Below are 14,378 nucleotides of genomic sequence, written 5' to 3'. Positions count from 1 at the left end.
AAGGATCAACCGTGGCAAAGAAATCGATCGAACAGCGTTTGGCTGAACTGGATGCGCAGCGCTCGGCGCTGAAGGCCCGGCTCTCGAAGCAGGACCGTGCGAACGATACGCGTCGCAAGGTCCTGCTCGGCGCACTCGTCTTACATCGGCTCGAAAATACCAACGATCCGGAATTTACAAAGCGCCTCGGTGACTGGTTGCGCCGAGAGCTGCCCGGCTTCCTCACACGTGACAATGACAAGGCGCTCTTTGCCGATCTGCTCGGCACAGCCCCGACCAGCAAAGCGGAGAATAGCACGGAGGCTGCCTCATGATTCAGGCCGGACTTGCATGGACCGCGTTCAAGAACATGATGCGCGCCGCCGCCCGTGATCCGATATGGGCTTTCGTCAATCTGATCGGCATGCCTTTTCGCATCTGGAAGCCGCTGCTCCAGACCTTGTTCATTCTGTTCCTCGTCCTGTTTATCGTCGGCCTGGGCGGACGAACCGTTCTTCGGGAATTCGGCTATAACGTCGGTTCGATCCCGGTTATTGCCTGGGACTTCGTGACGCTGCTGATCATGGCGGCAATTGCCTTCCGCCTCCTCACCGCTGAGTTGATCCTACACTTTGGCGACATGGAGGATGACACTCACGGCTCGGCGCGCTTCGCCACCAACAAGGAGGTCGCGCCCCTCACTAGGTCCGATACCGGTCTGCTGATCGGCCGCGATCCGAAATCGAAAAATCTCATGCGCTATGATGGGCCGGCGCACCTGTTGACGATGGCGCCGACGCGTACCGGCAAGGGTGTCGGAACCATCATTCCGAACCTGCTGACCGCCGACCGTTCCGTGATATGCATCGACCCGAAGGGCGAGAATGCGAAGATCGCTGGCCGCGCTCGCCAGAAATTCGGCCCGGTCCATGTCCTCGATCCGTTCGGCGTCACCGGCATGGCGTCGGCCGCCTTCAATCCGCTCGATACGCTCGATCCGTCCAGCCTCGATGTCGCGGAAGATGCCGCCACCCTGGCCGACGCCCTCGTGTTCGATGAACCAGGCATGGCGGGTGAGGCCCATTGGAATGAGGAAGCCAAGGCGCTCATTGCCGGCCTGCTGCTGAAGATCGTTGCGGTGGAATCTCCCAGCCGCCGCCATCTCGGCACGCTGCGCGAATATCTGACGGTTGCTCCGGAAACCTTCGCCGCCCTGCTCAAGCGCATGCAGGACTCTGATGAGGCGGGCGGCCTGATCGCCCGCGCTGCAAACCGCCATCTCGGCAAATCCGATCGCGAGGCGACCGGCGTGCTGTCGGCCGCCCAGCGCCACACCCATTTCCTCGACAGCCCGCGCATGACGGCCGTGCTCGGCCGATCGGATTTCCGCTTTGCCGATCTCAAGCACCGTAATGTGACGGTGTTCCTTGTCCTGCCGCCCGACCGCCTTTCGACCTATTCGCGCTGGCTGCGCCTGCTCGTCAGCCAAAGCCTTCTCGATATGGCACGCGATCCGGCCAAGCCGGCCGTGCCGGTCCTCTATCTACTCGATGAATTCGCCGCTCTCGGGCATCTCGCTCCAGTCGAGCGCGCCATGGGCCTGATGGCAGGCTATGGCGTCCAGCTCTGGCCGATCCTTCAGGACGTCCACCAGCTGCGCGCCACCTACGGGCAGCGTGCCGGCACCTTCCTCTCAAACGCCGGTGTGCTTCAGGTCTTCGGCGTCAACGATCACGACAGCGCCCGGCTCGTCTCCGATCTGCTCGGACAAGAAACCGTCGTCTTCCAGACCATGGCCCGCGCCCTCGATTCGGAAAAAACCGGGATCTCCTACAGCCAGCAACACACGGCCCGGCCGCTGCTCACTCCTGATGAAGTGCGTAACCTGCCGGCACAAGGACAACTGCTGTTCCTGGCGGGCCAACGGCCGATCGCCGCCGGCAAGCTCGCCTATTACGCCGATCCCGAGTTCAGGGGGCAATATGACGCTCCCTGAACGCCTGCCCCATCTGCCCGACAGGAAGCGCCGCGAATTGGAACGCGCAATGCAGATCCTGTTCGATGAATTCGAGGACGCGGTTAAGACCAAGCTTTCCGATAAGGGAAAGAGGGGGCGTATCCTCAAGCTCATTCTGTTCGGCTCCTATGCCCGCGGTGATTGGGTTGAGGATCGAAAAAGCGGCTATCGCTCAGACTATGACCTTCTCGTCGTCGTCAATTACGAGAGCTTTGGCGAACAGCATGAATCCTGGGAAAAGGCAGGCGAGCGCTTTTTGCAAGAACTGACGATTACCCGCAGACTGTCGACGCCGGTCAACTTCATCGTCCACACCTATCAGGACTTCAACGACCAGTTGGCGCAAGGCCGGCCCTTTTTCATCGACATCGCCCGCGACGGCATCGTGATCTATGAAACACCGGGCTTCCCCCTCGCCTCTCCCAAGGCACTTGCGCCAGAGGAAGCCCGCACTGAGGCGCAACGGCATTTCGACCAGTGGTTTCCGAAGGCAAGTCGCCGTCTCCATCTTGCAAAACTTGCTCTTCAACAAGGCTATGGTGACGAAGCAGCCTTTGAGCTACACCAAGCGGCCGAATACCTCTACCATTGCATCCTGCTCGTCCTGGCCCTCTACAGCCCGAAATCTCACAGGCTGATCTTTCTGCGATCCCAGGCCGAGCGTCTGGCACCTCAACTGATCGACGTGTGGCCGCGCGAGGATCGTTTTACAAAACGATGCTTCACCCGTCTCGATCGCGCCTATGTCGATGCCCGCTATTCACCCGCCTACGAGATCAGGGGTCAGAACAAGAGCTGCTCGAAATCGTACGCTAAGCTTGAACGGAGCGGGAACGCTTGATTGACCGCATTTCAAAAAGGGCATCTATGACCGGACATTCTGGAACCTGATCGCCGGTGCATTGCGCCGCCATATTCGACATGGCCCGCTCCAGACGCCGCAGATCGGCGATTTTCTGACGGATATCTTTCAAATGTTCGATGGTGAGCGCATGGACCTCCCGGCAGGTGTAGGTATGCCCATCGACCAGGCGAAGCAGGCCGCGCAACTCGTCCAGGCTGAAGCCGAGTTCACGGCCGCGCCGCACGAAATGCAGCCGCCTTGCGTGTTCAGTTGTGTAGATACGATAACCCGCTGCGCTGCGGGCGGGCTTCGGCATGACGCCGATTTTCTCGTAATAGCGGATCGTCTCTATGTTGACGCCGCTGCGCTCGGACAGCACGCCGATCGAAAATTCATCATTCTGTGTCATCACATAGCTCGCACAAATCCGTGAAAATTTCTCGCTTGACCCTGTAGTCGCTACAGGCACTAGGGTCACGATAGATCAATTGCGGGAGCATGTGAACGATGATGCAGGATGAAACACGGACGCTGGCAAATACAGTCACAGAGCCAGCCGAAAAGGGTTTTGATCGGGCAGCATTGCTGTCGGTCGGCGGCATCGTTGCGGCACTGGGCGCAGCAACCTGTTGCGTGCTGCCCTTTGCCTTGTTCTTCGCTGGCATCAGCGGCGCGTGGATCGGCAATTTGACCGCGTTCGAACCCTACCAGCCTGTGTTTATCACGATCGCGCTCGCCTGCCTCGGCTACGGTTTCTATCTCGTCTATCGCAGGCCGAAGGCGGCTGAATGCGCCGAGGGTTCCTACTGCGCGCGTCCATCATCCCATCGGAACGCCAAGATCGGCCTTTGGGTCGCAACTGTCTTGATCATTATCGCCGTGGGCTTTCCCTACGCCGCCCGCCTTGTCCTCGATGCTTAATCCCAAGGAGAATCTCATGAAAATCCTGCCCCTCATTGCCCTTACTGCGTCCCTGCTGACGGGTGGTCACGCTTTTGCCGCCGAGCAGACCGTAACCTTGAATGTTGCCAATGCCACCTGCGAACTCTGCGGCCCGATTGTGAAGCGGGCGCTCAGCAACGTTCCAGGCGTGCTCGATGTTGATGTATCGGAGGCGACCGGCGCGGCGATCGCGAAGGTGCGCTTTGACGACAGCCAGACGAATGTCGCCGCGCTGATCACCGCAACCACCAATGCTGGCTATCCGTCCGGCGTTTCGCAGTAAGGAGGTTCAGCATGACAGATGGAAAGTTCATCGGCCTTGGCGAAGTCGGGTTTCTCGCCGTCATCTGTTGCGCCGCGCCATTTCTTTTGGTCGCCGCTGGCTCTTTTGGCTTTTCCGCATGGTTCGCAGCGGCCGGCTATGTGCTGATCCCGATCGCTCTCGCCGCGATTGGGGCGTCCGCACTTTATCTTTACCGGCGTCGGCGTTCCGCCTCATCAGCGGATGCCAATTGCTGCTCGATGAATAACAAGACAACAAAGGTGAATTGAATGTGTGAAGCTTGCGACGTTCCAACTTCCAACAAAGGCAACGGCCGTTATGATCTTGTGGTCGTCGGAGCTGGCTCGGCCGGTTTCTCCGCCGCGATCACGGCCGCCGAACTAGGCGCCCAAGTGGCTCTTGTCGGGCATGGCACGATCGGCGGTACATGCGTCAACATCGGCTGCGTGCCCTCGAAAGCCCTGATCCGGGCCACGGAGGCTGTACGTCACGCCAACGATGCGGCTGCCCGGTTTGATGGGATCGAAAGCGGCGCGCGCGTGGTTGATTGGGCCGCTCAGATCGCCCAGAAAGACGCTTTGGTTGCCGGTCTGCGACAGGCGAAATACGCTGATCTGCTGCCGGAGTACAACAATGTGGTCTACCACGAAGGTCCGGCCCGCCTCGTTGACGGCGGTGTCCAGGTCGCGGGCCAGCACATCGGCTCCGAGCGAATTATCATCACCACCGGTGCGCGTCCGGCGTTGCCGGGGATTCCGGGGATCGCTGACGTATCGCCGCTCGACAGCACGACAGCGCTCGCCCTGACCGAGCTGCCACGCTCGATGATAGTGCTTGGCGGCGGCTACATCGGCGTGGAGCTTGCCCAGACTTTCGCACGGGCCGGTGTCGAAGTGACACTCGTGTTCCGCAGCCGGCTTCTGCCGGAGGCTGAACCCGAAATCGGCGCTGCGCTTGCCACCTATCTGGCCGATGAGGGGATTAAAATCGTCAGCGGCATTACCTACGAGTCCGCCCGCAAGACCGATGATGGTGGTGTTGCCCTCGCCATCGCGCGGGACGGACGTCCGGAAATCTTGACTGCCGAGCGGATTCTTGTGGCGACGGGACGCCGCTCGAACACTGAAGCCCTTGGGCTTGCTGAAACCGGTATAGACCTGACACCGGCCGGGGCCATCATCGTTGATGATCGCATGCGCACCTCGAAGGCGGGCGTCTATGCCGCCGGCGATGTAACCGGAAAAGATCAGTTCGTCTACATGGCCGCCTATGGCGCAAAGCTCGCCGCCAAGAACGCATTGAACGGCAACAGCCTGAGTTACGACAACACCGCAATGCCCGCCGTGGTCTTTACCGATCCGCAGGTGGCGAGCGTCGGCATGACCGAAGCGCAGGCGCGGGCTGCCGGACATTCGGTTCGCACCTCCGTCCTTTCCCTCGACAATGTGCCGCGGGCGCTGGCGGCGCGCGACACGCGCGGCCTGATCAAGCTGGTCGCCGACGGGTCAACCCGGAAACTCCTTGGCGCTCACATCCTTGCACCAGAGGGTGCTGACAGCATTCAGACGGCAGCCTTGGCCATCCGCTGCGGCCTGACGATCGATGATCTCTCGGAGACGATCTTTCCATATCTGACGACTGTCGAAGGTTTGAAGCTTGCGGCTCAGACCTTCGACAGGGATGTGAAAAAACTGTCCTGCTGCGCGGGGTGAGGCGAAAGGGAAACGGGTGCCTACTCAAGTCACGGCTTAAACGGAGCGGTCGCCCTCGATCCTGACACGCATGATGGTCTGGCGGCTGGTGTCAAATTTTCTGGCGAGTGCGGAAACGCTCATCCCGCCCGCCAAATCCGAGAGAACATCCAATTTCTGCTTCTCATTGAGCCGAGCGGGACGGCCGAGGGTCTTGCCTTCCGACTTGGCTCGTTTGAGGCCCGACTGCGTGCGTTCGATCAGCAGATCACGCTCGAACTGAGCGACGGCATTGATGACGCTCATCGTCATCTTCCCGGCGGAACTCGCCAGATCGACGCCGCCGAGGGCCAGACAATGGACCCGCACGCCCAGCTCCTCCAGTTTCCTGACCGTCGTACTGACATCGATCGCATCTCGGCCGAGCCGATCGAGCTTGGTGACGATGAGCACGTCCCCGGCTTCGAGTTTATCCATCAGTCGCGAGAAACCCCGGCGCTGCGCAATGGCGACGCTGCCCGAGATGGTCTCGGTGACTATACGGCGTGGCTCGACGTGGAAGCCGGCCGCTTCGATTTCCTGAATCTGGTTTTCGGTGGTCTGTCCGGTCGTGGAGACACGGACATAGGCAAAGGTGCGTGGCATAAGGTTCAATTTCGTCCGAATAGGTTGTCCGAAAGGTGATGCCTGTCCACAAATAAGTCAAGATAATTTGTGGACAGGGTGATTTAGGCCTGTACGCAAACGACCGTTTCCGGACATGCCCGGAACCATCGACGCAAGTTTGTATGGAGTAAAAAATGGCGCGGCGGAAGTTTCTCAAAATTCAGGATCAACAGGAGCTGTTCGGCGTACCGACCGATGAGGATAGTCTGATCCGTCACTACACTCTATCTCCATCGGACCGGCTGGAGATCGAAGTCCGCAGGCGAAAACATAACCAGCTCGGCTTTGCTGTCCAGCTTTGCATGATGCGGCATCCGGGCCGGGCTCTCATGGTGCACGAAATTCCGCCGAGGGCGATGCTCAATTATATAGCCGAACAATTGGATGCTGATCCGGAGAGTTTCCGTTCCTATGCCAGGCGGGAGGAAACTCGCCGCGAGCATATCGCGCATTTGCTTTCCTATTTTGGAAAACGAACAGCAACAGCACAGGACCGGCGCGCCGCCTTACTATCCGCCGTCGAAACGGCGACCGCAACGGACAAGGGCCATTCTATTGCCCAAGCTATTGTCACCACGCTGCGGGAGCGGAAGGTGTTACTTCCCGCACCTGACACAATAGAGCGGATCGGCTTTGCCGGCCGCGTAATAGCCCGCCGTCGCGCCGAGGCTGCCCTGATATCGGGCCTTTCAGCCGAAAAGCTCCAATCCCTCGATGATCTTTTGACGGTTGATCCCGAGATACGACAGACGCGATTCCATTGGCTGCGATCTGCGCCAGATGCTCCGGGAGCAACCAACCTGGTCACGCTGACCGACAGGATCGCTTTCATCCGCGCGCTCGATATCGATCCCCGACTACAAGCCCGCATCCACTCCGGTCGCTGGGAGCAGATGGTCCGGGAGGGCGATGTGACACCGGCATGGCTTGCCGCCGACTTCAACGCCAGTCGGCGGCGCGCGACGATCATCGCGCAGATCATCAAGCTTGGGCAAAAGCTCACCGACGCCGCAGTCACCATGTTCATCAAGCTGATCGGCAGGCTGTTTTCGCAGGCGAATAACCGCAAGAAGCAGCGCCATGTGAACACCCGGATGGAGACGGCTAAGGCACTACGGCTGTTTCTCGACACGATATCGGCTCTTCAGTGCGCCAATGACAATGATGAAGATGCAATTGAAACGCTCGACCGCCACGTCGGCTGGCATCGCTTGGTGCAGGCAAAGCCGACGCTTGCGGCGATGGTGGAAGACAATGACGCCTCACCCTTGCTTATTGCAGCTGAGCAATATGCCAATGTTCGCAATTATGCAGGCCGGTTCCTCCTGACCTTCACATTCCATTCAAGTCGTCGGTATGATCCTTTGCTGGCAGCGATCGAAACACTCAGATCCCTTTACGCGGAAGGAAGGCGCGTGCTTCCCGAACGTGTCCCGATCGCTCATCTCGGCGCGGCGGAGCGTAAACTGATCTTCGGGCAGGCAAAGGCCGATCGCCGTCTCTATGAGATTGCAACACTGGCAGCGTTGCGCGAGCGGCTTCGTTCGGCCGACATCTGGGTCGAAGGCAGCAGGGCGTTCCGGCCGATAAATGAAAATTTCATGCCCCGCCCTACTTTTACCAAGCTGAAGGAAACTGACCAGCTTGGGCTCGGTGTGCAGCGCGACGGGGTGGCTTGGCTCACCGAAATGCAACAATTGCTGGACTTCAATCTGAAACGTCTCGCCCATCGCGCCCGCAACGGCAAACTTGAAGGCGTCCGTCTCGATGCCGGAACCCTGATTGTAACACCGCTGGCGAGCGAAGTGCCCGCTGCAGCCGATGAACTAAATATCGAACTCAGCGAAATGTATCCGCTTGTCGAAGTGCCGGATCTCTTAAGAGACGTGCATGAGTGGACCGGCTTTGCCGACCAGTTCACCCATGTTCGAACGGGCGATTCACCGCAAAACATTCCGGCCATGCTCGCCGGCACGCTCGCGGACGCCACCAATCTTGGCCCGAAACGTATGGCCGGAGCCTCCAAGGGGATCAGCGCCCATCAGATCGGATGGATGCGCATGTTCCATGCCCGCACGGAAACCTATCGCGCAGCGCAGGCATGTGTGACCGACGCCCATGCGCGTCATCCCCACGCCCAGCTCTGGGGAACAGGGACGACCGCATCATCTGATGGTCAGTTCTTCCGGGCCAGTGATCGTGCCGCCAAACGCGGTGATATCAACCTGCATTATGGCAGCGAGCCAGGCTCGAAATTTTACAGCCACCTTTCCGATCAGTACGGCTATTTCAGCATTCTGCCGATCAGCCCGACCGAGAGCGAGGCAGCCTATGTTCTCGACGGCCTGTTCGACCACGACACCATCCTGGAGATCGAGGAGCACTTTACCGATACCGGAGGTGCGAGCGATCATGTATTTGCCCTCTTCACTCTGATCGGAAAGCGTTTTGCGCCTCGGCTGCGCAATCTCAAGGACCGGAAGTTCCATACTTTCGAAAAGGCCGACTCATATCCAGCACTGGCCAACCATATCGGCGCGCCGATCAATACCGCCCTCATTCTGGAACACTGGGATGACCTTCTCCATCTGGCGGCATCAATCACGACACGCTCTGTTGCGCCCTCAATGATCCTCAAAAAGCTGGCGGCATCCTCGAAACCGAGCCAGTTGGCGAAAGCCCTGCGTGAGCTCGGGCGCATCGAGCGATCCCTGTTTATGATCGAATGGTATTCCAACCCGGCACTTCGCCGGCGATGTCAAGCCGGTCTTAACAAAGGAGAATCCGCCCACAAGCTCAAGCGGGCCGTTTTCTTCCATGAGCGCGGCGAAATCCGCGACCGATCGTTCGAAAGTCAGGCATTCCGTGCCTCGGGCCTCAACCTTGTCGTCAGCGCCATCGTCCACTGGAATACCGTTTATCTCAGCCGTGCCGTAGCCCATCTGCGTCAAAGTGGTCGAACTATCCCCGACATATTGCTCAAGCATGTCTCGCCACTCAGCTGGGAGCACATAAATCTCACCGGCATCTATTCCTGGGACACCGAGCAGCAGATGCCCGAAGGCTTCAGGCCATTGCGACTTCCTGGAAGAATCCTCCGCGCTGCATGACGTTCCCGCTCCGTTCGGTCTTAGCGTACGATTTCGAGCAGCTCTTGTTCTGACCCCAGATCACCAGCGAGGAGTTGGCCTGGCTGATCGACCGGACAGAAGCATTGCAAGAGGCCGTCGCAGCGATCTGCGCCGAACATCTCGAATCGAAGACCAAGTAGTCCTAGTGCTGGCGCACCGGGGCATTGTCACAGGCGGCCCTCCGGCTCTCTACAGCCCAATTGATGAGAGCGTTCGCCTCCGGGCCGATACGCGGCGAAAGCCGCGCATCCACGCGCTACAGCTTCGTGAGATCATCCGGAGGCAGCGCAAAACCGGCTGCTTGCAGGACAGCGCGAATTTCCTGCTGGGCGACCTCGAGCGCCACCCGCGCGTGATGCATGGGCTGCACCAGTTCAACGATCCCGGTGCTGATCGCCGCGAGTTCCCTTTCCACGCTATAACGGTCCATCGGACTGAGATGACCTGCTTCATACTCGCCCCACCAACGTCCTATGAGCGATCGGTATCGGACCTCCAGCGCATCTCGCTCTTTTCGATATTCGGAATAGACGGCCTCGGCCACCTCATACGCCTTCAGCGCATCCCTTGCCCTATCACCCATCGCTCGGAGATTGGGCATGTCCCTGCCCGGCCACCATTTCATGCATGCGCCTCCGCATCATTGTCGCTCGTCGGCCGCTGTCGACGTGGGAAACATCAGTCGCCGACTTGCTCAAAGCATCCCTGGGTGGCTACCTTACGGCCGTCTCCATGGATTTCTCTGTATTCCAGAGACCAGCAAGTTACCCCGACTTGCACAACTCGGGCCGCCAGCGATCGTGTGGCGGCCTTTTTCTTCAGGCCGGTTGTCCCGCCTGCCACTACAACGGGGGAAGCCGCACCTCAGCTATCGAGGTGCGCTGTGAAGCCACCGGCGCGCAACACGGCTTGGACCTCCTCATAAGCCGAGAGCAGAGCAATATGCGCCGTCTGCCATGGCAGCAAAAGATCCTGCAATCGGCCGCAGATCGAGAATACTTCCATTTCGACCTGGGCGCTGGCCTCAGGAGGCAGCGGCGCCAACGAGTGCAGCTTCGCCCATCGTTTTAGGAGGATCCGCATCCGCTCTTCAAGTGCATCCCGCTCATCCTGGATGTTTTGAAACTGATTTTCCGCCAAAGTGTACCCCCGCAGGGCCTGCCGCGCTCTGCGTCTTAGATCCGATGGTATTGAACTCGGCGGTTGCCACCCGTCCATTTTGTAGCTCAGCCCTCGCCCTTAGGCCTGGCCTATTTTCCATGACCAAAATTAGGATTGCAAGCTTGCCGTGGAAGCAACCTCGGATGGCTGCTTAGGCCTCTTGTAAAATAGCGGAGCCTGAACCAAGTGGATCTCTGCGTTGTCGATGGGGATGCTCATGAACTCGCATAATGAGATGCAAGATCGTATTCGGTTGATGGAGATCGACATCGAAGGCCTGAGGGAGTCGATCGACCTCACCCGCAACATGCTCGTGACTATGGCCATATCCGGAAAGGACCGTAAAAAGGCAGAGCAACTGATCGCAGAGAACCGGGAGAAGATCGCGCGGTTGGTTGAAGCCATCGCGCGTTATCGCGACGCATCTGCCGACGGTCAGTTCCCCTGCGGTAGTTTGACGGGACAGCAGCAATCTAGCTGATTGCTATCAGATAGCAAACTGCTAACTTTATGCTAGCTTTTTCTATTCGTCTTGGTAGGAGCGACACTTCTACGGTTTTGCCGCCTGGGCCTCAAAGCGCTATCCACGGGATGAGGCAGATGGCGAGCAGCGAGGCTGCGAGTAAGGCGGTTTTCGCTACCTTTAGACGTTTTGTTTTGACGACGGTCCAATCGTAATTCATCGGAACTCCTTTGCTGAGGTCCGATTTACATCCTCTAATTGGCTTGGAGCTTGAGGCTCACCGGATGCCGGCCGGTGCTATCATTCAGGTAGCAGATTGCTATCTTGCTGCTAGCTCTTTCTGTCAATCTCGGTAAGTGCAGCCACTGCCCGCTCGATCGTTTCTGCCAAGGTTATCTCGTTAGTATCAGCATAGGAATATATAGCCTCCAAGGTTTCCGCCTTGAGGCGTGTCGCAAACTGCTCTGTGCGGCCGGTCTTGCGCCGAGCCCGTCTCATAGGCCGTGACGATACAGAACTCTCCGAGACGACTGCTTTCGGTGTTTCCCTAAAGCCCGCGGCGCGCGTTGCCGCCTTCACCGCCGCCGTGTCCACCGGCGGCGCTGGCGTGTTGTCTAAATCTCCAAAATCGAGCGTAGCGCGTTTTTTGTCATCGCTATTCATGCGTGCTCCCCTTTCAGGACGTTCACAACAGACTGCGCAAACTCCCGGCTGTTCTCTCTTGCACTTTCAAGCCCGGAAACGTCAGACGCCTCCAGTTCGTGCAGCGAGCCGCCCAGAGAGAACAACGCGCGATAGGCCGCGCGATCAATCAGTGTAGCTGGCAGCACTGGGATAGCAGCTTCGGAAAACTGTCGGCCAATATCACGAGCGGTCCGCTCGCGAATGGCGGGCGGAACCCGCGTGAAGAAGACCCGATACGGAATATCGCGGTTGGCTACTTTTCGCATTTGATGAACGAGCTTCACGGATTTCGCAGCCTCCGCTGCGTCCAAGACTGAACTTTGCAGTGGGATGAGCACGAGATCCGATCGAGCAATCGCAAAGCCGATACGGTCTGTAGCCGTTCCTTCGAGGTCAACGATCACGAAATCCGCCGCTGCACGCGCTTCTTCGATCGTGTCGATGATCGTCTCGGCGGAATCATCGATCATCAAGCGCAATGTTTCGGGGAGGATCTTTAGATTTGACCAAGCCTGGAGCGGTCGGTTGGGGTCAGCATCAATCAGGATTACCTTGCGGCCAGCGGCTGCGAATTCACCGGCAAGCACGACGGCGGAAGTCGTTTTGCCGACGCCTCCTTTGCTCGATACCAGAGATATGACGGGCATATCAAATCCTCACAATCTGTTTATCAGCAGATATGATAGCTGCTTATTATTAATAAACAAATTACATGCTGTTTTCTAGCAGATTATAAAAAGCTAGCTTTTTGCAATCTATTATCTATCAGCCAGCAATTGCCGACAACGATCTACAGCGATTTCACGGATTTGGGGGCCACTTCTGCGCGCCATGCAGGACGCGAACCAAATCCACATCATCACCCACGACATAGATGACGATATAGGCTGTGCCGGCGACGACAAGCTCTCGCGTCTCCGGTACTCGGCCTGACCGACCGGACAGCGGGAAGTCTCTTAGCCGCTCGACCTGGCCTTCGATTTCATCCCACATGGCGAGAGCGGCCACCGGATTGTCCTTGGCGATATATTCAACGATCCGGTCCAGATCATGGGCGTAGGTCTCGCGCCTGACAAGGCGCATGCGCTTAGCGATCATTTTTCACGACACGCCGTTCGAGCTCGGCCCGTCTGGCTTTTGAGCGAATTTCCCAATCTTCCTCCGAAATCGCGTGGTTCGAGCCGTCGCTGATGCCGTCGAGGGCTTTCTGGACCTCCCCACGAAACCAGGCATCATGCTCAGCTGCCTCGTGCAGCTGTCGCTGTCGCTCGGCCGTATCCGGCCGCCTCCTTTCGAGGGCCGCCGGATCGTGGTCGGTCATGTCGATTTCGAAGCGGGCAAGACCGAGCTCGTCGCGGACATAGGCAGCGGCGGTGTTCAAATTCCGCCAAATCCGCATGCGCTTGGATCGCTGCGCGGCCACGGCCCGTTCGTTGGCGCCATATTTGACGAGAACGGCGAACCCGCCGGGCTGGCCGAACACCACGGCGCCGTTCAGCGCGTGCGCGCCGGCCAGATTTTTCACGGCTTTGCCGTCAATCGTGTCCGGGAAAGAAAGCGTCGCCATTTCCGTCTCCATATCTAATAACCTCGGTGCGTTTATCTGATATTCGCATTATTTGGCTCTGCCGCCAACCCCCTTCGCCCCTTTCAAGAGCCATTTTTCCTTTCCGCGCATTCGTCGACGGCGATTTTGCATCTGGGGGTGCCGCACCGGCCCGCAATAGGCGCGGGCCGGAACCGCCGCAGGGCTTCGTTAGAAGCCCGAACAGCGGCGTCCGCTTATTCCCGTCTATATATTATAGAACCAGGAAGGGATTCAGTCTGTCTGGCGGACTCGCGTTGTTTTATTGATTTTCCAAGGCGTGCGAGGGCTTGCCCCAGGGGATTGTCGCCGAGGTCGAATAGGGCGCGTTCATCCAGCGCCAGGGTAACACGATGCTCCTCAATGGCAGCCGTTCGCGCCGCCATGGCCTGGAGATGGTCGTCGGGGAGGGGAGGGGCAATCCCGAACCGGCCAAGGAAGCGCTTGGCGCGTTCGGGAAGGGAGAGGCGATAGGCATTGCTGGTTTGCTGAACCTGTGGGCCACGTCCCGTATTGCCCGTCGGCTCGTATCGACGCAGCCAATCCAGAAAACCATGGGTGCGAAGATTCTTCAGCGCGCGGACGATTGCGTCACGCGAGCGTTTGAGCCGGAGCATCAGCGTGTCGATCGATGGCTCCAGCCGGCCGGTCTTGTAATCGACAAGATTGACGAACAGCTCCAGGACCTCGATGGCGACGGCACCCAAGGGGCCGCTCCTCGCGCCGGCTTGGCGCTCGATCCGTTCATAGCGCTTAGCAGCAAGAAGAATGCGCTGCACTTCCTCGCGATTGGTGCGCCGCCAGAAGACGGCTTCGCATCGGCCGAGCGCGCGGCTCTGCCTTCTGACGGGTGTGCGTGCCCGTCCGTTCGGCGCTCCTGTGAGCGCCGCACCTATCTGTTCAAACATATTGTCTTTCCGCCTCCGTCCTAG

At 58.7% G+C, this 14,378-nt stretch carries 18 protein-coding genes; 9 read left to right on the top strand and 9 right to left on the bottom strand.

Annotation, left to right across the window (positions count from 1 at the left end):
- The first annotated feature begins 11 nt into the window (after window positions 1-11).
- From CFBP6623_RS26480 to CFBP6623_RS26470, 3 genes are read left to right on the top strand one after another with little or no spacing between them, the layout of a single operon-like run.
- Window positions 12-314, top strand: a complete 303-nt coding sequence (locus CFBP6623_RS26480) for a mobilization protein (RefSeq protein WP_080843401.1) — start codon at window positions 12-14, stop codon at window positions 312-314.
- Window positions 311-1,975 carry a type IV secretory system conjugative DNA transfer family protein gene (locus tag CFBP6623_RS26475; RefSeq protein WP_080843387.1) on the top strand — a complete coding sequence of 555 codons (1,665 nt, stop codon included), beginning with the start codon at window positions 311-313 and terminating at the stop codon, window positions 1,973-1,975. Before CFBP6623_RS26480 ends, CFBP6623_RS26475 begins: the two co-directional genes overlap by 4 nt.
- Entirely contained in the window at window positions 1,962-2,837 is an 876-nt protein-coding gene (locus CFBP6623_RS26470) for a HEPN domain-containing protein (RefSeq protein WP_080843388.1), read from the top strand. The genes CFBP6623_RS26475 and CFBP6623_RS26470 overlap by 14 nt, the downstream gene beginning before the upstream one ends.
- On the opposite strand, the gene CFBP6623_RS26465 is transcribed toward CFBP6623_RS26470, so the two are convergent.
- On the bottom strand, window positions 2,809-3,249 hold the full coding sequence (locus CFBP6623_RS26465; RefSeq protein WP_023517540.1) for a MerR family transcriptional regulator: 441 nt from the start codon (window positions 3,247-3,249) through the stop codon (window positions 2,809-2,811). The genes CFBP6623_RS26470 and CFBP6623_RS26465 overlap by 29 nt on opposite strands.
- 98 nt (window positions 3,250-3,347) lie before the next feature.
- Between CFBP6623_RS26465 and CFBP6623_RS26460 the strand changes: the two genes are divergently transcribed.
- Genes CFBP6623_RS26460 through merA form a run of 4 tightly spaced genes read left to right on the top strand, consistent with a single transcriptional unit; the run spans window position 3,348 to window position 5,777 of the window.
- Window positions 3,348-3,761: a mercuric transporter MerT family protein gene (locus tag CFBP6623_RS26460; protein WP_003501072.1), complete on the top strand. Its 414-nt coding sequence runs from the start codon at window positions 3,348-3,350 to the stop codon at window positions 3,759-3,761.
- Between the two features lie 16 nt (window positions 3,762-3,777).
- Window positions 3,778-4,065, top strand: a complete 288-nt coding sequence (locus CFBP6623_RS26455) for a cation transporter (RefSeq protein WP_010661778.1) — start codon at window positions 3,778-3,780, stop codon at window positions 4,063-4,065.
- Window positions 4,066-4,076: 11 nt separating this feature from the next.
- Window positions 4,077-4,334 carry a hypothetical protein gene (locus tag CFBP6623_RS26450; RefSeq protein WP_023517539.1) on the top strand — a complete coding sequence of 86 codons (258 nt, stop codon included), beginning with the start codon at window positions 4,077-4,079 and terminating at the stop codon, window positions 4,332-4,334.
- Window positions 4,335-5,777 (top strand): mercury(II) reductase, encoded by a 1,443-nt coding sequence (merA, locus tag CFBP6623_RS26445; RefSeq protein ID WP_003501078.1) that lies wholly within the window; start codon window positions 4,335-4,337, stop codon window positions 5,775-5,777.
- A 36-nt stretch (window positions 5,778-5,813) separates the two neighbouring features.
- Here the strand turns inward: merA and CFBP6623_RS26440 are convergent, their stop codons facing one another.
- Window positions 5,814-6,401, bottom strand: coding sequence for a recombinase family protein (locus tag CFBP6623_RS26440; protein WP_003501080.1), 588 nt, complete (start codon window positions 6,399-6,401; stop codon window positions 5,814-5,816).
- A gap of 155 nt (window positions 6,402-6,556) precedes the next feature.
- Here CFBP6623_RS26440 and CFBP6623_RS26435 point away from each other — a divergent pair, with 155 nt between their 5' ends.
- Complete coding sequence (locus CFBP6623_RS26435) at window positions 6,557-9,532, top strand: Tn3 family transposase (protein WP_003501082.1); 2,976 nt, start codon at window positions 6,557-6,559, stop codon at window positions 9,530-9,532.
- Between the two features lie 277 nt (window positions 9,533-9,809).
- Here the strand turns inward: CFBP6623_RS26435 and CFBP6623_RS26425 are convergent, their stop codons facing one another.
- Together CFBP6623_RS26425 and CFBP6623_RS26420 are read right to left on the bottom strand one after the other, a co-directional pair.
- The gene (locus tag CFBP6623_RS26425; RefSeq protein WP_080843390.1) at window positions 9,810-10,178 is read right to left on the bottom strand and encodes a hypothetical protein; all 369 of its coding nucleotides are present in this window, start codon (window positions 10,176-10,178) and stop codon (window positions 9,810-9,812) included.
- Window positions 10,179-10,417: 239 nt separating this feature from the next.
- Window positions 10,418-10,693, bottom strand: a complete 276-nt coding sequence (locus CFBP6623_RS26420) for a hypothetical protein (RefSeq protein WP_137002622.1) — start codon at window positions 10,691-10,693, stop codon at window positions 10,418-10,420.
- 238 nt (window positions 10,694-10,931) lie between these two features.
- On the opposite strand from CFBP6623_RS26420, the gene CFBP6623_RS26415 reads away from it, so the two are divergent.
- Window positions 10,932-11,195, top strand: a complete 264-nt coding sequence (locus CFBP6623_RS26415; protein WP_137002621.1) for a hypothetical protein — start codon at window positions 10,932-10,934, stop codon at window positions 11,193-11,195.
- A gap of 312 nt (window positions 11,196-11,507) precedes the next feature.
- Here CFBP6623_RS26415 and CFBP6623_RS26410 read toward each other — a convergent pair whose 3' ends face one another.
- The 5 genes from CFBP6623_RS26410 to CFBP6623_RS26390 form a co-directional block, all read right to left on the bottom strand.
- A complete protein-coding gene (locus tag CFBP6623_RS26410) occupies window positions 11,508-11,840 on the bottom strand; it encodes a stability/partitioning determinant (protein ID WP_080843393.1) in 333 nt (110 codons plus the stop codon).
- Window positions 11,837-12,508 (bottom strand): ParA family protein, encoded by a 672-nt coding sequence (locus CFBP6623_RS26405; RefSeq protein WP_080843394.1) that lies wholly within the window; start codon window positions 12,506-12,508, stop codon window positions 11,837-11,839. The genes CFBP6623_RS26410 and CFBP6623_RS26405 overlap by 4 nt, the downstream gene beginning before the upstream one ends.
- 154 nt (window positions 12,509-12,662) lie before the next feature.
- Complete coding sequence (locus tag CFBP6623_RS26400; RefSeq protein WP_408606513.1) at window positions 12,663-12,959, bottom strand: type II toxin-antitoxin system RelE/ParE family toxin; 297 nt, start codon at window positions 12,957-12,959, stop codon at window positions 12,663-12,665.
- The gene (locus CFBP6623_RS26395) at window positions 12,949-13,428 is read right to left on the bottom strand and encodes a hypothetical protein (RefSeq protein ID WP_080843395.1); all 480 of its coding nucleotides are present in this window, start codon (window positions 13,426-13,428) and stop codon (window positions 12,949-12,951) included. The genes CFBP6623_RS26400 and CFBP6623_RS26395 overlap by 11 nt, the downstream gene beginning before the upstream one ends.
- A gap of 215 nt (window positions 13,429-13,643) precedes the next feature.
- Window positions 13,644-14,354: a replication protein A gene (locus tag CFBP6623_RS26390; protein ID WP_080843396.1), complete on the bottom strand. Its 711-nt coding sequence runs from the start codon at window positions 14,352-14,354 to the stop codon at window positions 13,644-13,646.
- Window positions 14,355-14,378: the final 24 nt, after the last annotated feature.

This window comes from Agrobacterium tumefaciens (genome assembly GCF_005221385.1).
Lineage (GTDB): Bacteria > Pseudomonadota > Alphaproteobacteria > Rhizobiales > Rhizobiaceae > Agrobacterium > Agrobacterium tomkonis.
This window is presented reverse-complemented; position numbering and strand designations above follow the sequence as displayed.